Below are 22,354 nucleotides of genomic sequence, written 5' to 3' on the forward strand. Positions count from 1 at the left end.
TACAGACCGGTTGCAAAATGCGGTCGGAAATTAAAGATCGACTGAAATCTGATTATAACAAGAGACTGATGTATGGCTTGTGGCTCTTGAGGCGTTAGCACCTACAGGGACCATCCACTATACCGCCTAACGGGGGCGAAAAATCAGAAATAATTTTTTCTGTTTTTTGAACCGCCTTCTGCAAAAATAGGCTTAATTTCGACTTGTTCCAATATAATAATACCAGTACAGGATGTTGAAGAGTTTTAGCTTAGGATTACTTATACTTATCTTTCTCGGGATGGGCCCGCTGATGTCACTGACTCCGTCAGACAGCATTATTGTGGCTTCAAAAGAGCAAAGCTGGGTAGACAGTGTCTTCACATCCATGACCCCGAATCAGCGTATCGGTCAGCTGTTTATGGTGGCCGCTTACTCCAATAAAAACGAAAAACATTTCCAATCAATCGACACGCTGGTGGCACGTTATGGCATTGGCGGCATTATGTTCATGCAGGGCGGTCCTGTGCGCCAGGCCCAGCTGACTAACCGGTTCCAGAGTAAGGCACGAGTACCAATGCTGGTAGCACTTGATGCTGAGTGGGGCCTGAACATGCGCCTTGACAGTAGCATGCACTTTGCCAAGCAGATGACACTGGGCGCGCTCACCGATGAAAAGTACGTATACCTGATGGGCCGCGAAATCGCACTTAAAATGAAGCGTATGGGTGTTCACGTGAGCTTCTCGCCTGTGCTGGACGTGAACGTGAACCCGGCCAATCCGGTAATCGGCAACCGCTCATTCGGCGAGACCAAAGAAGAAGTGGCCCGCCGCGGTGTGGCCTATATCAAAGGCCTGCAGGACCATGGCGTGATTGCTGTGGCCAAGCACTTCCCTGGCCACGGCGACACCGATACCGACTCCCACCTGACCCTTCCGGTAGTAAACCATGACATAAAACGCCTCACAGAGGTGGAGCTCTACCCATTCCATAAGTCATTTGAGGCCGGTGTGATGGGCGTTATGGTGGCGCACCTGCACATGCCGAAGATCGACTCCACCAAAAATCAGGCGGCTACGCTCTCCAAGCCGATTGTAACGGGCATCCTGAAAGAGAAGATGAAGTATAAGGGCCTTGTGTTTACCGATGCCCTGAACATGAAAGGCGTGAGCAGTTTCTATAAGCCTGGCGAGGTAGACCTGAAAGCGCTCATGGCTGGTAACGATGTGCTCCTGTTTCCGGAGGACGTACCAACCGCTATCCGCAAGATCAATGAAGCCCTGGCCTCCAAGCAACTTAAGCAAGAGGATATCGACCAACGTGTGCGCAAGATCCTGCACGCTAAATATTGGGCTGGTCTGAACAACTACAAGCCGGTATCACTGACCAACCTGCAGCAGGAAGTAGATCGTCCGCTGAGCAATGTGGTACAGGAGCAACTATACGAGCACGCCGTGACGGTAGCCCGCAACAAAAGCAACCTGATTCCTTTCCGTAACCTGGATACGTTGAGCATTGCCTCCGTGACAATAGGTGCAGGCCCCAATAATATATTCCAGCAGACGCTTGGCAACTATGCTCCTGTAACCAAGTTCAACATCAAAGACAGGTTTGCACCTGACACTGCTTTCACTAAGCTTATTCTGAAGCTGCAGGACCACGACGTGGTGGTGGTGAGTGTGCATGGCATGAACAATACGCCTTTCAAGGATTTCGGCATCGGCTTAGGTACTCGTGCTTTCATTCAGTACCTGCAGGAGCGTACAAATAAAAAAGTAGTGGTAGCTGTATTTGGCAACGCTTACAGTCTAAAGTATTTTGACAAGAGTGATTGGCTGGTGGCCGGTTATGAAGATAACTCGATCTCTCAATCGCTGGTGCCGCAGGTGCTGTTTGGCGCCCGAGCTGCCAAAGGTAAACTTCCTATTACCGCTTCGGCCACGCTGAAGGCTGGTACAGGTATAGCCACTCCTACCCTCGGTCGCCTGAAGTACGGCACACCTGAGAGCGTAGGTATGGACTCCAAAACTTTGGCGCAGATCGATAACATCGCTACTGAAGCTATTGCTTATGCCGCTACGCCAGGTGCGCAGGTGCTGGTAGTAAAGAATGGTACCGTAATCTTTAACAAATCTTACGGTCACTATACCTACGACAAGAAAAAGCCGGTAACCAACAACACGGTATATGATATTGCTTCTATTACTAAAGTGGCAGCTACACTGCAGGCTGTCATGTTCCTGAAAGACCAGGGCAAGATCAACCTCGATGAGAAAGTATCGACTTATTTGCCGGAGCTAAAAGGCACCAACAAAGCTAACCTGGTAATTCGCGATGTGCTGACACACCAATCAGGTTTACGGGCAGGTATACCGCACTGGCAGAAAACATTGGACAAACTGCAACTGAATCAGACCTTCTATGCAAGTGCCCAAAATGATGTGTTCCCGAACGAAGTGGTACCTGGCATCTATTCTATCAAATCGATGGAAGACTCTTTGTGGGCCTGGACCGTGCGCTCACCGCTGCTGGTAAAGCCAAAAGCTGCCAAAACTTATGAATACCAGTACAGTGACCTGGGCTTCTATATTCTGAAGCGCATGTCGGAGCGCCTGCTGAACCAGCCGCTAAACGAGTTTCTGGATCAGAACTTCTATGGTCCGCTTGGTTTGAGCACCATGACTTATAACCCGCTCCTGAAGCACCAGCGTGAGGTGATCGTGCCGACTGAAGACGACAATTACTTCCGTAAGAATCTGATCTGGGGAACGGTGCATGATCAGGGCGCTGCTATGATGGGCGGTGTAGGCGGTCATGCAGGCTTGTTCTCCAACGCCAACGACCTGGCTGTGCTGATGCAAATGAACCTGCAGAACGGCAACTACGGCGGTCACAAGTTTTACACGACCCCGGTAGTGACGGAGTTCTCGAAGCGCCAGTTTAGCACAAGCCGCCGCGGCATGGGTTGGGATAAGCCTGATCCGGACGGCAATGGCCCAACTTCGAACCTAGCTTCTAAATCCACCTTCGGCCATACTGGCTTTACCGGTACAGGTGCCTGGGTAGATCCGGAAAACCAGCTCATTTACATCTTCCTGTCTAACAGGGTATACCCGGACGCGGGCAATTCCAAACTGGTGAAGTATAATATCCGCACCCGTATACACGATGTGATTTATAAATCGATTGTTCCAAAAACTTAACATATATCGGATTGTTACAGGTGCAGCCCCGCATAGGGCTGCACTTGTTTTTACCACCTTATAGAACCATGAAAATCGGAATAGTTTGTTACCCTACCTTCGGGGGAAGTGGCGTAGTCGCTACAGAACTCGGCAAGGAACTGGCGCTTAAAGGCCATCAGGTGCATTTTATCACCTACAGTCAACCCGCCCGCCTCGATTTTTTCAATGAGAATGTCTCTTACCACGAGGTATACATCCCGAATTACCCACTCTTCCAGTATCCGCCTTATGAACTGGCGCTGGCCAGTAAGATGGTTGATATCGCCCGTTTCGAGAAGCTTGACGTGCTACACGTGCACTATGCCATACCGCACGCTTCAGCAGCCTACATGGCCAAGCAGATCCTGCGTACCAAGGGTATCTACATACCTGTGATCACGACGTTGCATGGCACGGATATTACGCTGGTAGGTAAGGATGCTTCGTTCGAGCCGGTGGTCACGTTCAGCATCAACCAGTCCGATGGCGTAACAGCTGTATCGGAGAGCCTGCGTACCGAGACCTACGAATTCTTCCAGATAGAGAAAGACATTGAAGTGATCCCAAACTTCATCGACCTGAAAAAATTCAAGCGTCAGAAGAAAGAGCACTTTAGAGCAGCTATCAGTCCGAACAACGAGAAGCTATTGGTACATACCTCAAACTTCCGGGGCGTGAAGCGCGTCGAAGACGTGATTCGAATCTTTGCCAAGGTACGTGAAAAAATGCCATCCAAGCTCTTGCTGGTGGGTGATGGTCCGGAACGTCCAAAGATGGAGAAGCTGTGCCGTGACCTTAAAATCTGCAACGATGTGCGCTTTCTGGGCAAGTTGGAGGCTGTAGAAGAAGTGCTCTCTATTGCTGACCTGTTCCTGATGCCGTCTGAGAAAGAAAGCTTTGGTCTGGCCGCACTCGAAGCGATGGCCTGCGAAGTACCGGTTATCTCGACAAATGCCGGCGGTATACCTGAGTTGAACACACATGGTGTAACTGGCTTTGTAAGTGAAGTAGGCGATGTGGATGACATGGTGAAGAATGCCCTGCATATCCTTGATGATGCCAACTTACCCACCTTCAAGGCAAATGCCCTGGCACGTGCTCATGATTTCGACATAGATAAGATTGTACCGCTCTACGAGCAATTCTACCAACGTATCATCGACGCACAACTAGCCGAAACAGGCAATCCGTTGTAACTCAGAAATAAACATTAAAAAAATCCGGCTGCTATACCTGTTGCCGGATTTTTTTATGCCTTATATTTACTTTGGTGTGTAATCAGGTTATGCTTTACTGTCATCTCGACGTAAAGAGAGATCTGGATCAGAAGATAAAAAAACATTCCTACCCTTCTCGGGAAGGGAGTTTTATTCCATCACACCACAGCATCCTCGTGCACCTCCGGCAAGTGTAAACTATTCGGCGGACTCTGGCTGCTTCTGTTTGTGTCTTTCGTCGCTAATGGCGGAATTCACACTCGCCAGAGGCGATCAAGGGCAAACTTTAACTGAACTTTCACCCTACCTAACTATGGCAAAAGATAAGTACTACATCATCGACTTCGACAGCACCTTTACGCAGGTAGAGGCGCTTGATGAGTTGGGCGAAATAACACTCGAAGGTGAGGAAAACAAGGCTGAGATTTTACAGCAGATACGGGACCTGACCAATGGTGCCATGGAGGGAAAGAGTTCTTTTACAGAAGGCTTGTCCAAACGTCTGGCGCTGCTCAAAGCGAACCGCAAGCATTTGAAGGCTCTGATTCAGACTTTGCAAAAGCGTGTTTCTGATTCTATCAGGCGCAACAAGGAGTTCTTCCAAACTTACGCCGATAACATCCTGATTGTATCAAGTGGTTTTAAGGAGTTCATCACCCCGATCGTGACCGAGTACGGCATTAAGGAGGAGAACATCTATGCCAATACTTTCAAGTTTGATGAACAGGGCAACATTGTTGGATTTGATGAAGAGAATCTGCTGAGTCTGGACCGCGGTAAGATCAAGCTACTCGAAGAATTGGCCCTGGAGGGCGATGTGTACGTGCTGGGTGATGGGTATACAGATTACGAAATCAAGGAAGCGGGACTGGCCAATAAGTTCTATGCCTTCACCGAGAATGTGGTGCGTGACAGTGTGGTCGCCAAAGCCGATAATGTCGCCCCAAGTCTGGACGAGTTTCTATACCAGCACAAATTGCCGATGGCGATCTCCTACCCTAAAAATCGCATTCGGGTGCTCTTACTGGAGAATGTGCACCCTAAGGCTGTGGAGTTATTTAAGCGGGAAGGTTATCAGATCGAAACCGTATCGGGTGCTTTGAGTGAAGATGAGCTGTGTGAGCGCATTAAAAATGTGTCGGTGCTAGGTATACGTTCTAAAACACAGGTAACCAAGCGGGTACTCGAGCATGCCAATAAACTGATGTGCATCGGCGCTTTTTGTATTGGGACTAATCAGATTGACTTAAGCAGTTGCCTCGATGCCGGCGTGGCCGTGTTCAATGCCCCTTACAGCAACACCCGCAGCGTGGTGGAGCTGGCCATCGGTGAGATCATTATGCTTTGCCGCAATGCTTTCGATAAAAGCACTAAAATGCACGAAGGCATCTGGGATAAATCGGCTACAGGTAGTGTAGAGATTCGTGATAAAAAGCTGGGTATAATAGGCTACGGCAGCATCGGCGCACAGCTGTCAGTGCTGGCTGAGGCGCTGGGTATGGTCGTGTATTACTATGATGTGATCGAACGCCTGCAGCTCGGCAATGCTCGTAAATGTGAATCGCTGAAACAACTACTGGAGATATCAGACATTGTAAGTCTCCACGTGGATGGCCGTACCAGCAATAAGGGCATGTTCGGGCAGGAAGAGTTTGCCGCTATGAAGGACGGAGCCATTTTCCTCAACCTGAGTCGCGGGCATATCGTGGACTTGCCTGCACTGGTAGAAGCAATTAAATCCGGTAAAGTACATGGCGCTGCCGTGGATGTGTATCCTTACGAGCCAGCTACTAACGATGAAGAGTTTGTGAGCGAACTGCGTGGCTTGCCTAATGTCATCCTGACCCCACACATCGGTGGTAGCACACAGGAAGCGCAGGAGAATATCGGCACCTTTGTCCCGAGCCGGATCATGGAATACATCAATTCAGGCAACAGCTACCAGAGCGTGAACTTCCCGAACATCCAACTGCCGGAACTCAAGAATGCGCACCGCCTGATTCACATTCACCAGAACGTGCCGGGTGTACTCGCCAACATAAACAGCGTGCTGGCCGGCAACCATGTGAATATCTTAGGTCAATACCTGAAAACCAACGAGCAGATCGGCTATGTGATCACTGACATCGACAAACTGTACGATAAGAAAGTGATTGAGGAGATGAAGCAGGTACCGGCCACGATCAAGTTCAGGATTTTGTATTAAAATAGAAGTGCAATCTGCTAAATCAGTGAAAGTATACCTCACACTCACACCAGCCATATGACTTTAGCAGAATATATCAGAAAGCGGAATGGGGTACCGATAGGAAGCTCTAATTCCCTTCGGAATAACTTGTACCGCTCACTTGGCGCCAAGAACTTTTCAGCTTTCTGGACTTACTGGAATCCGATTTTTGGGTATTACTTAGGCAAAAACATCTTTAAGCCGCTCAAGAATTACCTCCCTCCTGCTTTTGCGCTCATTACCACCTTCATTTTTTGCGGACTACTTCACGATACAGTCACCACCATATTTCGTGGCCGCGTATCCTTTTTCTTCTCCATCTGGTTTTTGCTGATGGCGATAGGTGTGTTAGTAACAAGGGGGCTTAAGCAGGATCTCTCAACTAAATCCTGGGGTATTCGGGCATGCGCTAATGTCCTTATCATTAGCGCATGCTTCTTCCTGACCCGCTATTTATACAGCCTGCTGATGATCAGATTTCAGGTATAAAATATTCCAACAGAAGCTAAATGCTTCAGATTAAAACACTTGTCCGATTTCCTGTTTCAGATAGCTGATAGCTCTGGCAGTCGGATCGATCTCGTTGTTGAGGACGTTTTCTAAAATACGCTTGGCCAGTTCGGTGCCTTTAGCCTTTTCGTCAAGGCTCTGGAAGGATTTGTTGATCAGGTTTACGACTTCTTCGCGGGCGTGCCGCACCTGCTGCCAGGACTGCTCGGTCATGTATACCTGTTGCGACATGTTGTGATTGAATTCGTTGCGAATCTCAGTGAGAAGAATGCGATGGTACTCCCCTGCAGAATGGCCTGAGCCACTTACACGTAGCAATAAGTTGCTTGGCGTAATACGCTCTAGCAACAGCACAATGCGTTCGTAAGCCTGCAAGCGGATAGGTGTCACAACTTCGGCGCTCTTATGACGAAGCTCCAGCAGACGCAGCTTATAGTCCCGCTCCAAGAACTTTTTCAGCATAGAATAAGCCACAGCGGCCACTAAAATAGCAGGTATAGAAATTTTAAGTATATCGAGTATGATGACGGTGCTCTCTTCCATTTGCGTATGTTTTGAACCTTAAATATCGGAAAAAATTAATTTAGGTTGGCATGAATCATTTTCCAGATAGATCTGTTTAGCTATTACAACGGAGAGCCGCAGCAAAATTGCGAGTAATTACGTAACTTGCAGCTCCATTTTCAAATGACGATACTATGGCAACTGAAACAAAAACTGCACCGATAGCGCTTACTGAAAAAGCACTCGCTGAAGTTAAAAATATAATGCAAGAGAAAAACGTACCTGCCGAATACGGCCTGCGCATTGGCGTGCAAGGCGGTGGCTGCTCAGGTATGTCCTACCTACTAGGCTTTGATAAGCCGAAGGACTCTGACGAGATCTATAACCTGGACGGTTTGAGTCTGATCATGGACAAGAAACATGCGATGTATGTGTTGGGTATGGAAGTTGACTTCCAGGACGGCCTGAATGCACGTGGTTTCGTGTTTAACAACCCGCAGGCGAAGAGCACGTGCGGTTGCGGTAGCTCATTCTCTGCATAAGGATACCTTTCTTTCTCTTTAGTAGAAAGACAAAGCCCGGCTGTTATGGCCGGGCTTTGTTTGTTTTAAAACCTAACCCTTTCGAAATTCTGAGTTTATCAGGCTATGGCTCTCAGTGGCGATCAACATATTGCGTCACTCTTGCTACAGTATCCTCCTTAAACTCAATATCAATTACATGAGGCTGTAAAGAAAATGGACCTGGCAAACGGCCTGTAAAATATTTCCAGTGCATATTTCTTTGATTCTCTCTTCCCGCTATACCTAGCAATTGCTCAACTTCTGGCCTGCTTTTACCTAAAAGCAATTCTTGTGCAATCAAGTCATCTGTCATTTTATAGCGCTTATAGGGATCTGCTAACCATTCTGCTTGATCAAACGCTGCATGAGGATAGTACCGCCAGACAGCAAGACTCGCGTTGTAAATGAATAGAGAACTCACAGGGATGAAAAGAAGCGCCCATATCCATGCTGTTGTTTTTTCAAGCCTATACCTTTCGCGTACAGGTTTGATAGCACGAATGCTGAGAACACAAATTCCTATAAAGGCTGATATCATAAAAATCATCCATGAAAATGTAGCTACCAGCATAGAGAATATACTTAATACGTTCTGGTCATACTTGCCGGCACGACCAATATAAAGTCCGCCTTCTGCTTATGCTCTTCGGTCAGCTTATCCAAATCTTCCTGCAGCACAGTAGTGATGGTAAGCGTCTTGACTTGCGGATTGCTCTGCTTCAAATACCAGCCAATACCTTCAAAGTTATCGGAGTGGTAAGCGCCATTTAGATGCAGCATTTTCTTGCCACTGTTTACCTGTTGCAGGATGAAGTGTGCCATGGTAGCGTCTTTCAGGGCCTGGGCCTGTACAATGTTTTCACTCTTGGTATTGCCGTGCGTGCTGCCACCAAACATAGCCAGCATATTTTTATACCCGGGCAGGTTCATGTCTACCTGTATTGGTAATGGTGCCATGTAACGTTTCGCATTAGCCGATACACTTTCTAGTGCCTTCAGGCTGCCACCCGACACCATGGCAGCATAGCGGCGCGGCACATTGGTCGCGATAAAAGGTATAGCCGCTTCTTTAGCAAAGCGCACCACAGGTCGGTAGTCGGTTTTGTAGTTATTCCACGGCCGTGATTCCTGCTCAAAGTTATTCTCTGCCACTTGCCCTGACAGGTATTCATTTAGCACCAACTGCACATCGGCTTCAAACATCTCTGCGCCAATGGCAAAGTTCTGCTGGTGCACCTTGTGCAAGTCTTTGGCTACTTCGACTTGCAGCCAGTGCGCGATCGGGTCGTTGTGCTGCTCACCAAACAGGACCACATCGGCCTTCTGTAACGCTTCCAGCATTTTGCCATACTTTACCTCCTTGCCCTTCGCTGTAAAGAGTTGATAGGCGGGTTTGTCTTTGTCAGTGGCGGCAGCTATACCTGTTGTGTACATAAGCAGTAGGAGAGTCAGGATTGAATACTTATTCATAGTCTCGGAGGGTTTATAGAATCAAGTTACAAAAAAATAGCTGGCCCCGAAGAACCAGCTATTCTAATTTCACATCTATACCTCAACAGGTTATACCCTGTAGAACAACCACTTGGATAGTTCTTTATAGTTGATCTTTTTGCCATACATTAGTATACCTACGCGGTAGATTCTGGAGGCAATCCAAGTCGTAAATATAAAGCCTACGATAAGGAGGCCCATTGAAAGTAAAAGTTCGCTGGCAGGAACACCGAAAGGGATACGCACCATCATCACGATCGGTGAGGTGAGCGGGATAATCGACATCCAGAAAGCCACAGGGCCATCCGGGTTCTGTATCACCACGGTGTAAGACATGATAAATGAGATGATCAGTGGTATTGTGATCGGGAACATGAACTGCTGCGTATCGGTCTCGTTGTCTACGGCAGCACCAATGGCACCGAATAATGAACCGTACAGCAGATAGCCCCCTAAGAAGTAAAACAGGAAACAGCCCAGCAAAAGTGGGAAGTTCAGATTAGAGATGGCGCTACTCACTTCAGAAAGCGTATTCTTTTCGCTTGCCTCTTCTGTTTGGGCAGGTTCCTCTTCGCCTGTCGCCATGGCACGCCCAGACTGCATTTGCTCGATTGGCGTTGGCGCTGGCTTGATGTCAAAGGCCGCTTGCACACCACTCACTACAATAGCCGAAAGCACCACCCAAAGCAAAAACTGCGTCAGACCCACACCGGCTATACCTACGATCTTGCCCATCATAAGCTGAAAAGGCTTCACTGACGAGATCATTACTTCCACAATACGGTTGGTCTTCTCTTCAATCACGCCGCGCATGATCTGCACACCATACAGGAAGATGAAGAAATAAATGATCACAGCTCCCACTATACCTGCGCCGGAAGTTACCCACACGTTGCTGTCGCGCTCACCGCTATCGCTCAGATTAACAGTTGGCATAGAGATGTTTGCTTTCATCTTGTTCAGCATGTCGCGGTCTATACCTGAGGCCATGAAGCGCTGGCTTTCTATCTCTTTCTCGAGCATATTCTCCAGTCTGAATTTCACCTGCAGACTGATGTTCTTTTTAGAATAAAGTCGAAAGCCCTCTGGGTTATCCAGATCGAGTTTTGGGATGTGTAGCAATGCGGTATAGTCCGTCTCCTGATAAGCTACCTTTGCTTGTTCTATGGAGCCCGCAGCAATAGGTATGATTTTCAAATCTGGCTTACTTTCGAGCCTATCTGCAAATATGCCAGACTCGTCCAGCACCATCACCACATCCTCGCTATCAGAGAAGGTGGCAAGCCAGGCAGGTATCACCATGAAAGCGGCCAGCAACAGCGGTGTCAGGAAGGTCATGATGAGGAAACTTTTCTTACGCACGCGTGTCAGGTATTCGCGTTGTATGATGAGCCAGATCTTATGCATGGTAGGTTTCTTTTACTTTTCGGATAAATATGTCATTGATACTCGGCACGAGCTCCACAAAAGAGTGCACCTCCACACGCTGGATCAGGTAACGCAACAGGTCGTTCGGCGAGGCGCCATCCAGCAAACGGATGGAAGCACGGAATACACCATGGTTATCATGCTGCTCCAACACTTCGAAATCAGGTGATGTGATAAGCAGTTGCCCATTGCCGATGATCTGGTAAGTATCGGTCTTATAAGTGTCTTTGATCTCGCGCACCGGGCCGTCGAGCACTTTACGGGAACGGTTGATCAGCGCAATGTTATCGCAGAGCTCTTCTACAGACTCCATGCGGTGCGTTGAGAAAATAATCGTGGCTCCGTTATCACGCAGGCGCAGGATCTCGTCTTTGATCAGATTGGCATTGATCGGGTCGAAACCAGAGAAAGGCTCATCCAGAATGATCAGCGACGGCTGGTGCATGACGGTAGCCATGAACTGCACTTTCTGCTGCATTCCTTTTGAGAGATCCTCGATGTTTTTATTCATCCACTCCTTTATCTCAAAACGGGCTACCCATTCTTTGATGCGGGAGATGGCTTCATCCTTGGTCAGGCCTTTGAGTTGCGCCAGGTATAGCAACTGCTCGCCTACCTTCATTTTCTTATACAGACCACGCTCTTCAGGCAAATAACCCATGTCCTTGATATGAGATGGTCGCAGTTTTTCGCCTTTGAAGTATATTTCGCCAGTATCGGCACCAGTGATTTGGGTGATGATCCGGATGAGGGATGTCTTGCCTGCTCCGTTTGGTCCCAGTAAGCCGAAAATGCAGCCTGCTGGTATATCAAAGCTGACGTTATCAAGGGCTGTGTGGTTGGCGTATCGCTTGGTTACGCCATCTATTTTAAGAATGCTCAATGCTGTTAACCTTTTGGTATGTTCAAAAATAGCCTTTTTAGGGCTGAGTGACAAGCAATATCAATAAAGCACTATACTTAATCGACTAACGCAGGTATAGGCTATACCAAATACGAGTGCTATGTTATTATAGCAATAAAAAAGCCTGCCTTCTCTACTGAAAAGGCAGGCTTTTATCTAATGCTTAAAAAGCTTACTGGAAATAATCTTTCACTTTCTCAAAGAAGCCTTTATCGCTCTTACCTGGGTGTGGTGCGAAGTTATTGGCATCACGCAGGCGCTCCAGAATGGCACGCTCCTCGCTGCTCAATGTCTTCGGTGTCCAAACGTTGATGTGGATCAGCTGATCACCTTTGCCATAACCGTTAATGTCTTTCACGCCTTTGCCACGCAGTCTGAAAATCTCGCCGCTCTGTGTGCCAGGCTTGATCGTGATTTTTACACGGCCACCAATGGTCGGCACTTCGATTTCGGCACCTAGTGCGGCATCGATAAAGCTGATGTACTGGTCGAATATCACGTTGTTGCCATCACGCTTCAGGCTTGGATGCTCTTCTTCTTCAATCTGAATCAGCAAGTCACCCGGTACACCACCACGTTCCGGCACGTTGCCTTTGCCGCTCATCGACAGCTGCATGCCATCCATTACGCCAGCCGGCACATTGATCGTGATTACCTCTTCCTGTAGCTCGCGTCCACTGCCGTGGCAAGCTTCGCAGTTTTTGGTCACGATACGGCCTTCGCCGTTACAGGTAGGGCAAGTCGCCGTGCTCACCATCTGGCCCAGCATCGTGTTTACGACCTTGCGTACCTGACCTGAGCCCTGACAAGAGCCGCAAGTCTGCATCTCAGTACCATTCTTGGCGCCATTGCCCCCACAGGTGCTACACGCTACATAGCGCTTCACTTTTATCTTCTTCTCAACGCCGTTGGCAATTTCCTCCAGATTGAGTTTTAGTTTGATACGTAGGTTGCTGCCTTTGCGGGTACGTCGGCCACCCTGACGACCTGCACCGCCAAAGAAACTCTCGAAGCCGCCACCGCCGCCTCCACCGAAGATGTCTCCGAACTGGGAGAAGATATCCTCCATGTTCATGCCACCTCCGCCACCGAAGCCGCCGTTCATGCCCTGATGACCGAACTGGTCATAGCGCTGGCGCTTCTGCTGGTCGCTCAGTACTTCATAAGCTTCAGCCGCCTCCTTAAACTTATCCTCCGCCGTGTGGTCGTCGGGGTTTTTGTCGGGGTGAAACTTGATAGCGAGTTTACGGTAAGCTTTTTTGATCTCTTCCGGACTCGCCCCTTTGCTTACACCTAAAACCTCGTAATAATCTCTCTTAGCCATTGCTTAAGCTCCTATTATAACTTTCGCGAAGCGGATTACCTTTTCATTCAAGGTATAGCCCTTCTCGATTACATCTACTATTTTGCCTTTCAGTTCTTCTGATGGCGCCGGAATCTGTGTGATCGCTTCGTGCAGTTCGCTGTCGAAATCATCACCAGCGTTGATCACAATTGTCTTCAAACCTTTGATCTGTGTCACGTGCTTCAGCTTATGAAACACCAACTCCAAGCCCTGCAACATCGCATCTACGTCTTTAGTTGCCTCCATCGACTGACGGGCTCGCTCCATATCGTCCAGCACTGGCAGCAGTTCGCTCATCAGGTCTTCGTTCGCTGTTTTAAGCAATTCACCGCGCTCTTTGGCTGTTCTGCGTCTGAAATTTTCAAACTCTGCCATCAGGCGGATGTACTTATCTTTCATCTCTGCCAGTTCGGCTTCAGCCTTGCTCTCAGAGCCAGTTTCTTCTACTGTCTCTTCGGCCTGCTCCTGTCCGTTAGTTTCTTCTGTATTGGCAGTATTATTCTCTAATTCAGCGTTTTCCTGCTCTTTCTTAATATCTTTCTCTGACATAATGCCTTAAGAATTATAGGTTGATAGGTCTACTTTGTCTTTTCAATTGTCTTGCCAATTCTACTTTTGTGTCAGATTGGCATTTGTTTGGTTGGTTCACCTCAAAAAAAATCGGTAGTAAGCCTTGCAGCCTCTACCGATGTGTATTCTCAAACTGGCTGCCGTGACTATGAGTTAAGCGCAGACCAGATCATGTCTTTTAGCTGTGTGATATTCTTCTGCGTCATGCTCGAGATAAACACCGTTGGAATATCCTTCGGCAAAGTCTCGCGCATTTCCGCTTCTAACTCATCGTCGATCATATCCGTCTTGGTGATAGCCAGAATGCGTTTCTTGTCCAGCAGTTCGGGATTGTAAGTCTGCAACTCGTTCACCAACACCTTGTACTCCTCTGCTATATCCGGGCTGTCGCATGATATCATGAACAAGAGCATGGAGTTACGCTCAATGTGGCGCAGGAAGCGCAGACCAAGGCCTTTTCCTTCCGAAGCCCCCTCGATAATACCAGGTATATCTGCCATCACAAAGGATCTGTAATCGCGGTAAGCAACTACCCCTAAGTTAGGCTCCAGCGTGGTAAAGGCATAGTTGGCGATCTTTGGCTTAGCCGCTGATACGACTGAAAGCAAGGTAGACTTACCCGCATTCGGGAAACCTACCAGACCAACGTCAGCCAGTAACTTCAGTTCCAGAATCACCCACTCCTCTATACCTGGCTCACCTGGCTGCGCATAGCGCGGCGTCTGGTTAGTAGGCGATTTAAAGTGCGCATTGCCCAGTCCGCCACGGCCGCCAGGTGTCAGGATAATTTCCTGCCCGTCTTCGGTGATCTCGCACATGAACTCGCCGGTTTCGGCGTTGCGGGCGATTGTTCCTAGTGGAACTTCCAGCACATCGTCTTTGCCTTGTGCACCTGTGGAGTGACTAGGACCGCCATTCTGGCCATTCTCAGCAATCACGTGCTTGCGGTACTGCAAATGCAGCAGGGTCCACAGCTGCGAGTTGCCACGTAGGATAATATGGCCTCCTCTGCCCCCATCACCACCGTCGGGACCACCCATGGCAGTGCGTTTATCTCGGTGCAGGTGCGCTGAGCCAGCGCCTCCGTGACCGGAGCGGGAACAGACTTTTACGTAATCAATAAAGTTGGATTGGGCCAAAGTAGGTAATGCTAATAGGTATAAATTATAAGGTATAAGCAAGTACGGAGCATTTGAGTTCCGGCCTGCTTATACCTTCTGTATTCAATCTAAAAAAGCTTTAAAGAAGATTACTTCTTCTGCTTCTCTTTCAGGGAGTCCACCTGCTTGCACAGTTCTTCAAAAATCTCCTCGATTTCGCCGATTCCGTCCACTGCACAGAATTTGTTTTGCCCGGCGTAGTAATCAGCTACCGGCGTGGTTTTAGTGTTGTACTCCTGAATGCGCTTGCGAATCAACTCTTCGTTTTGATCGTCCGGACGGCCAGAAGTCTCACCGCGCAACAAAAGTCGCTTGGTCAACTCTTCGTCGTCTACTTTCAATGCGATCATGCACGATATTTCTGTGCCGTGGTCCATCAAAAGTTTGTCCAGTCCCTGAGCCTGTGGCACTGTGCGTGGGAAGCCGTCAAAGATAAAACCGCCTGCGTGGCTATGCTCTTTCACTTTGTTTTCGATCATGCCGATTACCACTTCGTCTGGCACCAGAAGACCGTTGTCCATCAGCGATTTAGCTTTCATTCCCAGTTCTGTGCCAGCGGCAATTTCTGAACGAAGCAAATCACCTGTCGAAAGGTGGATCAGGTTATATTTATCTATCAGCTTTTGGCTTTGCGTACCTTTACCAGCACCAGGAGGGCCAAACAAAACTATGTTGAGCATATCTTTGATTTATGATAAAAAACAAATTTAAGTATAAAATCGATGTATTATTCAATATTTTTCGAGTTGCGCCAAACTCCTGGCCACTCTTTTCGCCCCAGACTCCCTAGGAGACGATTTTGTAAATATCGCGAAGGTTGCGGCCCAAGCCATTGTAATCCAGTCCGTAACCAACCACAAAGTCGTTTGGAATAGCCTTGGCCACGTACTTCACCTCCAGCTGGTGCTGCAGGCACTCTGGCTTCATCAACAAAGTGATGATTTCGATAGAAGAAGGCTGTTTCTCGTTGAGCTGCTGCAGCAAAGCGTTTACGGTATGACCAGTGTCCACGATGTCCTCAATGATCACTACATCACGCCCTTCAATATTCTCGGTCAGGCCCAGTACTTCTCTCACTTTGCCGGTACTTTGCATGTCCTGGTAAGATGACATCCGGATAAATGAGATCTCGCATGGCATATTGATGCGCTTCATCAGGTCGGCGGTAAACATGAATGAGCCATTCAAAACAGCCAAAAACAGCGGGTTTTTGCCGGCGTAGTCCTGTTCAAGCTGCTCGGCCAGCATTACAATGCGTGCGATAATTTCTTCTTCGTACATGTAAGTACTGAACTGGCAGTCGTGAAGCGTAATTGTACGGGGCTCCATATAGCGTATAGGTCTAGTTGGTAAACAAAGGTACGGATAATAAAAAATAAGCCCAACCTCATGGCTGGGCTTATTTATACTTAGAAGTTTTGTGATGGTTATCTTGCTGTTATACCAGCAATTACCACAGTATTTTCAGGGTTGATGATCTGCACAGTAGAGGGTGCCTCCTGCTCTAGCTGCATATTCAGGTTCGGCTCTTCAGGTATAGCAGGGGTTCGCTCCAAGGCAATGTGCGGCGCGATAACCAACGATACGATCGACATCAGCTTGATCAGGATGTTCATGGACGGGCCGGATGTATCCTTGAACGGATCACCCACTGTATCGCCCGTTACAGAGGCTTTATGAGCGTCAGAGCCTTTATACTCCATCTTGCCATTGATTTCTACGCCTTTCTCAAACGACTTTTTGGCATTATCCCAGGCGCCACCAGCGTTAGACTGGAACATCGCCATCAGCACACCCGACACAGTTACACCAGCCAGCAAGCCACCCAGGATCTCCGCTGAAGGCGTATCTGCAAACACATCTCTGAATCCGAAGCCCACCAGCACCGGTACGATCAGGGCGATAGCACCTGGCAGCATCATTTCGCGGATAGCTGCTTTTGTAGAGATGGCTACGCATTTCTCATACTCTGGCTGGCCAGTACCTTCCATAATACCCGGAATCTCGCGGAACTGACGGCGCACTTCATGCACCATGGCCATAGCCGCACGTCCTACTGCTGCAATACACAGTGCTGAGAAAATAAACGGAATCATGGCGCCAATGAACAGACCAGCTAACACAGGTGCCTTGTACAAGTCAATAGAATCGATGCCGGCTATACCTACGAAAGCCGCAAACAGGGCTAGTGAAGTAAGAGCGGCAGAAGCGATTGCAAATCCTTTACCAGTAGCGGCAGTCGTATTACCCACCGCATCCAGAATATCAGTACGCCCGCGCACCTCTTTTGGAAGCTCGCTCATTTCAGCTATACCACCGGCGTTATCAGCGATAGGACCAAACGCATCAATAGCCAGCTGCATAGCGGTAGTGGCCATCATACCGGCAGCTGCAATCGCCACACCATACAAACCCGCTGAGGCATAGGAAAGCACAATACCAGCGGCCAGCACGATGATCGGCAAAACCGTTGAGTGCATACCTACCGCCAAACCAGCGATGATATTGGTAGCATGCCCTGTGGAGGACTGCTGCACAATAGAATTGACAGGGCCTTTGCCCATAGCCGTGTAGTACTCTGTAATGATACTCATAAGCGTGCCTACTACCAGACCCACGATCACGGCAATGAACACACCGGTTGAAGTAAATTCGAAGTTACGCAAGTTCATATTCTCAGGCAGCAGCCAGTGAATCGCAAAATAGGCTCCTACTGCCGTCAGGGCTACCGAGATCCAGTTACCCAGGTTAAGCGCCGCCTGTACGTTACCGCCTTCTTTTACTCGAATAAATAGCATCCCAATCAAAGAGAACACGATGCCCAGCCCCGCAATGAACATTGGAAGTATGATGGGTGCCATGCCTCCAAAGTTGTCCTGAGACACCACTTCACGGCCAAGTACCATGGTTGCCAATATAGTAGCCACATAAGAACCGAAAAGGTCGGCTCCCATACCTGCCACGTCACCTACGTTATCTCCCACGTTGTCGGCAATAGTAGCTGGGTTACGCGGATCATCCTCCGGTATACCTGCTTCCACTTTACCTACCAAGTCTGCACCTACGTCAGCTGCTTTAGTATAAATACCACCACCCACACGCGCAAAAAGGGCAATACTTTCAGCACCCAGTGAGAAACCAGTAAGCACCTCCAGCGCCACTTCCATTTCGTGACCGTTGACGTTGCCATTCACGCTGTATACAAAATAGTAGAATAGCACAATGAAGAGTGAGCCCAAGCCAAGCACTGCCAGACCTGCTACGCCCATACCCATCACCGAGCCACCTGCGAAAGATACATTCAGGGCACGTGAAAGGCTGGTGCGGGCTGCTTCCGCTGTCCGCACGTTGGCTTTGGTAGCAATGCGCATACCAATGAAACCAGCAATTGCCGAGAAGAGAGCTCCAATGATAAAGGCTATGACAATGGTCCAGTGTGAGTTTTCACCGGTGTAGCCTAAATAGAAAAGAAAAATACTAGCTATGACTACGAAGTAGAAGAGCACTTTATACTCTGCTTTCAAAAATGCCATGGCACCATCCGAGATGTGACGGGCTATTTCCGTCATGCGTTCGTTACCTGCTTCTTGCTTCGTTACCCAAGCCGACCTGATAAAGGTATACAGGAGGGCCGCCAGACCAAATCCAGGAATTGCGTAGAGAATAGTTTCCATTCAATAAGAGTTAATTTTGTTAATAAGGGTTGAGTTTCTGAAAATCGCTATATATAGCTATTAAAGAAAGCTTATACGTTTGACTTTTCCAAATATTTGCTCCCAAAGCTTTCTGTATACCTTAGCAGGTATTCCCCTATAACTTAACTATTTGCGGCAATTGCCGCCTGCTCATCGCGTTTGTACCGCCGTGGCATGAACTTATTTGCTTTTAAAGCACAAAAAGCCCACTGTTTAGAGTGGGCTTTTTGTGCAGAATATTGTCAACTGCATTCTCACATGCTGACTTTCATCCTAATTTTATCTAAATAAAACTGCAGTAATCTTTTCAACTTCAACATTAAACTACCTTTCTCCAGCAATGTGTAAGACAGCTTTGGATTAAATAGTAATGATGCGTAAGATATATTAGATTGAATCAGGATTGAATGCGTGCAAAGCGATAAGCAGTAACAGTCTATCAGTGCCTCCTGCCCTAATTCACACCTGTTTTTTATATTAAGATTTGAATGAACAGCCTCAGTATTATTTGACCGTATAGCCTTATTGTACATCAGTTTATTGGTATAGCGTTGAGATAACAGTTCAATTACTTTGTTATCGTCAGTAGCTACAAATAAGTAGTCGAACTTATCTAACTTACGATCAATTAGATTTATAAACACGTCTAAACTGACTTGTTCGATTTCCTGCCCATGATCGGTACGCCTAATCTGCACACCCAGAATTTTGTGTGATTTAAAGAAAAGCCTTTTTTCTTCAAAATGCCTCTCCAATGCATCACTGAAATACAATTCACTGACAACTAATCGATGTAACTTCACAAAGTGATATCGGTTCCATATCCTGAACGGGTACACCTCATGCAAGGAATTTCTTACAAACTTTGCATTATTTAAGCGTGAGGATTCAACACCTCCTTGCTCAAAGTAGTAGTTCCAGAAGTTTTGATCAGTTTTAGCAGGGTCAGTATAGAGGTAACTATGATTTCCGAAATCTACATAATAGGGTACTCCATGCCGTTTTGCAATCTCTATACCGTAAACTGCCTGAATAAATAAAGAGAAAAAGCCGCGAGGGCAGGGAGTACTCTTTTTCTCACAAGGACAGTCACTCACAAAGCAGCAGATAGTATATACTCCACCCTTACTGATTTCAATTAGCTTTTCCTTAGGCAGTTCTCCTGTCTGTTGCTTCATGATTTTTCAAGCCTCCCCGATGTCATTGTCTCTACAACTTCTCCATTAACTCCCGGTATAACGCTACCATACTATCGATATCTTTCTTGTTCACAATTTCATTTGGCGTGTGCACATTATCCTCTGGGGCTCCTACGAAGCACCAATCCCACGGGTATGGACCATGCTGCAGTTCCTTCGCATCACTTCCTCCTGAACCTTCCACTTCTAGCTGATAAGGTATACCGGACGCTTTGGCTATACCAATGATCTTCTCCACGTAAGACCTACGGGGTATCAGGCTGTCGCGCATAGAGATTACGACGCCCTCTCCTGGCTTTACACCTTCCGTTACCCAGGTAATATCCGATATAAGTGCCTGATGAACTCCATAGCGTTCTGCAATATACTTGGCCAGGTACGCCACAGAACCGCCTCCATGCTCCTCCCAACTACTGAATGCGATGATGCCATTTTCCAATATCTCAGCTACTTTCAGAGCGCTCCATACCCCAAGTCTATTATCAAGGTAGCACGATTGCACGGTTTCCTCTGTTTCCCTGAAATCACATTTAAATACAAGCTCAGTTCCTCTTTCTATCTCGCGCTCGTAATTATAGCTAATCTCGTGCTCTTCTTCATCAAACTCCAGTGTGCATTCGATCTTCCCTTGCGAGTCCTCGCCTACCAAGGTATAGCCTGTCTCTAAGTCAGGCCCACCTATCTTCACCAACTGCTTGCCGTAGCGTACTGTGAACCCAATAGAATCTATGTGTGCAAATATCGCGGCACGGGGCTTTCCGAATATTAACAAAATACAATCCTGAAAACCCTCCCCATAAACTACAACAGGTTGTTGTTTCCACTGAACTTTATGTTCTTCAATGTAGTTAAGCAGAAAATCGGTTAGTTTTTTCTCGTTGCCGGACGGTGCGTGTATGCTGCAGAGCTGTTTTAGAAGTTTCATTCAATATTTCTTTTGTATCAATTCAAAATTAATATAATTGTTGTACTTTTATTACCTGTTTACCAGACAAGGGTGCTTTAAGCACGACACGCCGGATTTTCCTTTTTTATCTATGAAGAAGATTGTACTTGCATTTCTCGGTATCATCCTGTCAAACTTTGCTTTAGGGCAAGGTACTAAGGCGCAGTCCGACACAGCCATACGAGAAGTGACAATGCAATCGGTGGAGGTAATTCCATCTGCTGGTAACATCAAAGGTATGCTGCTCATGGATAAAGACATCCAGTACGAACTGGAGGGCGCCGTGGACAACATGTACAACTTTAAGTATGAGCTAGCCGAAAAGCAATTTAAATCTTTACGCCGCCGCTATCCTCACCATCCCCTTCCCTATTTTTTGATGGGACTGAGCCAGTGGTGGAAAATTGTTCCCACCAACATCCAAACGCTGGAGTACGATGACTTGTTTTTCGCTTATATGGATTCAACTATCCAGAAAGCCGAGAAACTCTATGATCAAAATAACAAAGATTACGAGGCGGCCTTTTTCTTATCTGCTGCCAATGGTTTTGCCGGACGCTTACATTCGGAGCGCAGTAACTGGCGTAAGGCAACCATTGCCAGCAAGCGGTCACTGGAGTATCTGGAGAAAGCTAAAGCTGGTAACGGCCTGAGTCCTGAGTTTCTGTTTGGGGAGGCACTTTTCAACTACTACTCCATCTGGATTCACGAAAATTATAAAATGTTGCGCCCTGTCCTGGCCTTTTTCCCGAGCGGTGATAAGCGGCTAGGTATAAAACAGCTGCGTTACGTTGCAAACAACGGTTTCTATACCGGCACAGAGGCGAAGTTCTTCCTCATGAAAATCTATGCCAACGAGGAAGGAAACATGGAGGCGGCCCTGGACCTGGTAAAGGGGCTTGTAGAGAAATATCCTAACAATGCTTACTTCCAACGTTTTTATGCCCGTGCCCTTTTTGTACAAGGCCACTTTACCATGGCGGAGCGGGTATGCCTCGATATCTTGAGCAAGATTGATCGCCGTATGCCGGGCTACGAAGCTGTTAGCGGGCGTTATGCTTCTTATATCCTGGCTTATATCAATCAGAACAAGTACCGCGATTTCCAAAAGGCAAAGTCTTATTACCAAAGCTCTATCACATACGCTGAAATAAGCAATGAGCGTGATTCTGGCTACTTCGTCAACTCATACCTGAACCTTGCCCGAATTGCCAAACAGGAACGTGAGCTTAAAACTGCTAAGCGTTATTATAATATCGTGCTAGAAACTACTGATAAGAAGCACGCCGCTAACAAAGAGGCGAAGGACTTTATGAAGGCGCATAAGAAAATTTAGCTTGCCTATACCTATAAACAAAAGGCCCTGACAGTAAATCTGTCAGGGCCTTTT

The 22,354-nt window shown here is 47.6% G+C and carries 19 protein-coding genes; 6 read left to right on the top strand and 13 right to left on the bottom strand.

Going from position 1 to position 22,354, the window contains the following annotated elements; translation table 11 throughout:
- The first annotated feature begins 232 nt into the window (after positions 1 to 232).
- The 4 genes from AC5FX6_RS11770 (at position 233) to AC5FX6_RS11785 (ending at position 7,138) form a co-directional block, all read left to right on the top strand.
- Positions 233 to 3,184: a serine hydrolase domain-containing protein gene (locus tag AC5FX6_RS11770; RefSeq protein WP_493597248.1), complete on the top strand. Its 2,952-nt coding sequence runs from the start codon at positions 233 to 235 to the stop codon at positions 3,182 to 3,184.
- 68 nt (positions 3,185 to 3,252) lie between these two features.
- The gene (gene bshA, locus AC5FX6_RS11775; protein ID WP_493597249.1) at positions 3,253 to 4,401 is read left to right on the top strand and encodes an N-acetyl-alpha-D-glucosaminyl L-malate synthase BshA; all 1,149 of its coding nucleotides are present in this window, start codon (positions 3,253 to 3,255) and stop codon (positions 4,399 to 4,401) included.
- Between the two features lie 334 nt (positions 4,402 to 4,735).
- The gene (serA, locus tag AC5FX6_RS11780; RefSeq protein ID WP_493597250.1) at positions 4,736 to 6,628 is read left to right on the top strand and encodes a phosphoglycerate dehydrogenase; all 1,893 of its coding nucleotides are present in this window, start codon (positions 4,736 to 4,738) and stop codon (positions 6,626 to 6,628) included.
- A gap of 57 nt (positions 6,629 to 6,685) precedes the next feature.
- Complete coding sequence (locus tag AC5FX6_RS11785; RefSeq protein ID WP_493597251.1) at positions 6,686 to 7,138, top strand: acyltransferase; 453 nt, start codon at positions 6,686 to 6,688, stop codon at positions 7,136 to 7,138.
- Between the two features lie 30 nt (positions 7,139 to 7,168).
- On the opposite strand, the gene AC5FX6_RS11790 is transcribed toward AC5FX6_RS11785, so the two are convergent.
- Entirely contained in the window at positions 7,169 to 7,702 is a 534-nt protein-coding gene (locus AC5FX6_RS11790) for a DUF7935 family protein (RefSeq protein WP_493597252.1), read from the bottom strand.
- 155 nt (positions 7,703 to 7,857) lie between these two features.
- On the opposite strand from AC5FX6_RS11790, the gene AC5FX6_RS11795 reads away from it, so the two are divergent.
- Positions 7,858 to 8,205 carry a HesB/IscA family protein gene (locus AC5FX6_RS11795; protein ID WP_493597253.1) on the top strand — a complete coding sequence of 116 codons (348 nt, stop codon included), beginning with the start codon at positions 7,858 to 7,860 and terminating at the stop codon, positions 8,203 to 8,205.
- 112 nt (positions 8,206 to 8,317) lie between these two features.
- Here AC5FX6_RS11795 and AC5FX6_RS11800 read toward each other — a convergent pair whose 3' ends face one another.
- The 12 genes from AC5FX6_RS11800 to AC5FX6_RS11855 all read right to left on the bottom strand — a co-directional run bounded on the left by AC5FX6_RS11800 (position 8,318) and on the right by AC5FX6_RS11855 (position 20,943).
- Entirely contained in the window at positions 8,318 to 8,797 is a 480-nt protein-coding gene (locus tag AC5FX6_RS11800) for a hypothetical protein (RefSeq protein ID WP_493597254.1), read from the bottom strand.
- 11 nt (positions 8,798 to 8,808) lie between these two features.
- Complete coding sequence (locus AC5FX6_RS11805) at positions 8,809 to 9,696, bottom strand: ChaN family lipoprotein (protein WP_493597255.1); 888 nt, start codon at positions 9,694 to 9,696, stop codon at positions 8,809 to 8,811.
- Positions 9,697 to 9,786: 90 nt separating this feature from the next.
- Complete coding sequence (locus AC5FX6_RS11810; RefSeq protein ID WP_493597256.1) at positions 9,787 to 11,124, bottom strand: ABC transporter permease; 1,338 nt, start codon at positions 11,122 to 11,124, stop codon at positions 9,787 to 9,789.
- Positions 11,117 to 12,028, bottom strand: coding sequence for an ABC transporter ATP-binding protein (locus AC5FX6_RS11815; protein ID WP_493597257.1), 912 nt, complete (start codon positions 12,026 to 12,028; stop codon positions 11,117 to 11,119). The genes AC5FX6_RS11810 and AC5FX6_RS11815 overlap by 8 nt, the downstream gene beginning before the upstream one ends.
- Positions 12,029 to 12,221: 193 nt before the next feature.
- The gene (gene dnaJ / locus AC5FX6_RS11820; protein WP_493597258.1) at positions 12,222 to 13,373 is read right to left on the bottom strand and encodes a molecular chaperone DnaJ; all 1,152 of its coding nucleotides are present in this window, start codon (positions 13,371 to 13,373) and stop codon (positions 12,222 to 12,224) included.
- A 3-nt stretch (positions 13,374 to 13,376) separates the two neighbouring features.
- Positions 13,377 to 13,943, bottom strand: coding sequence for a nucleotide exchange factor GrpE (locus AC5FX6_RS11825; protein ID WP_493597259.1), 567 nt, complete (start codon positions 13,941 to 13,943; stop codon positions 13,377 to 13,379).
- 167 nt (positions 13,944 to 14,110) lie between these two features.
- On the bottom strand, positions 14,111 to 15,103 hold the full coding sequence (gene obgE / locus AC5FX6_RS11830; protein WP_493597260.1) for a GTPase ObgE: 993 nt from the start codon (positions 15,101 to 15,103) through the stop codon (positions 14,111 to 14,113).
- A 110-nt stretch (positions 15,104 to 15,213) separates the two neighbouring features.
- The gene (locus AC5FX6_RS11835; protein WP_493597261.1) at positions 15,214 to 15,804 is read right to left on the bottom strand and encodes an adenylate kinase; all 591 of its coding nucleotides are present in this window, start codon (positions 15,802 to 15,804) and stop codon (positions 15,214 to 15,216) included.
- Positions 15,805 to 15,910: 106 nt separating this feature from the next.
- Entirely contained in the window at positions 15,911 to 16,453 is a 543-nt protein-coding gene (gene hpt, locus AC5FX6_RS11840) for a hypoxanthine phosphoribosyltransferase (RefSeq protein WP_493597262.1), read from the bottom strand.
- A gap of 98 nt (positions 16,454 to 16,551) precedes the next feature.
- On the bottom strand, positions 16,552 to 18,798 hold the full coding sequence (locus AC5FX6_RS11845) for a sodium-translocating pyrophosphatase (protein ID WP_493597263.1): 2,247 nt from the start codon (positions 18,796 to 18,798) through the stop codon (positions 16,552 to 16,554).
- A gap of 275 nt (positions 18,799 to 19,073) precedes the next feature.
- Entirely contained in the window at positions 19,074 to 19,997 is a 924-nt protein-coding gene (locus AC5FX6_RS11850; RefSeq protein WP_493597264.1) for an O-fucosyltransferase family protein, read from the bottom strand.
- 31 nt (positions 19,998 to 20,028) lie between these two features.
- Entirely contained in the window at positions 20,029 to 20,943 is a 915-nt protein-coding gene (locus tag AC5FX6_RS11855; RefSeq protein ID WP_493597265.1) for a M20/M25/M40 family metallo-hydrolase, read from the bottom strand.
- Between the two features lie 112 nt (positions 20,944 to 21,055).
- Between AC5FX6_RS11855 and AC5FX6_RS11860 the strand changes: the two genes are divergently transcribed.
- On the top strand, positions 21,056 to 22,300 hold the full coding sequence (locus AC5FX6_RS11860) for a tetratricopeptide repeat protein (RefSeq protein ID WP_493597266.1): 1,245 nt from the start codon (positions 21,056 to 21,058) through the stop codon (positions 22,298 to 22,300).
- The last annotated feature ends 54 nt before the right edge of the window (positions 22,301 to 22,354 follow it).

The organism is Pontibacter sp. LHS2, assembly GCF_058932845.1.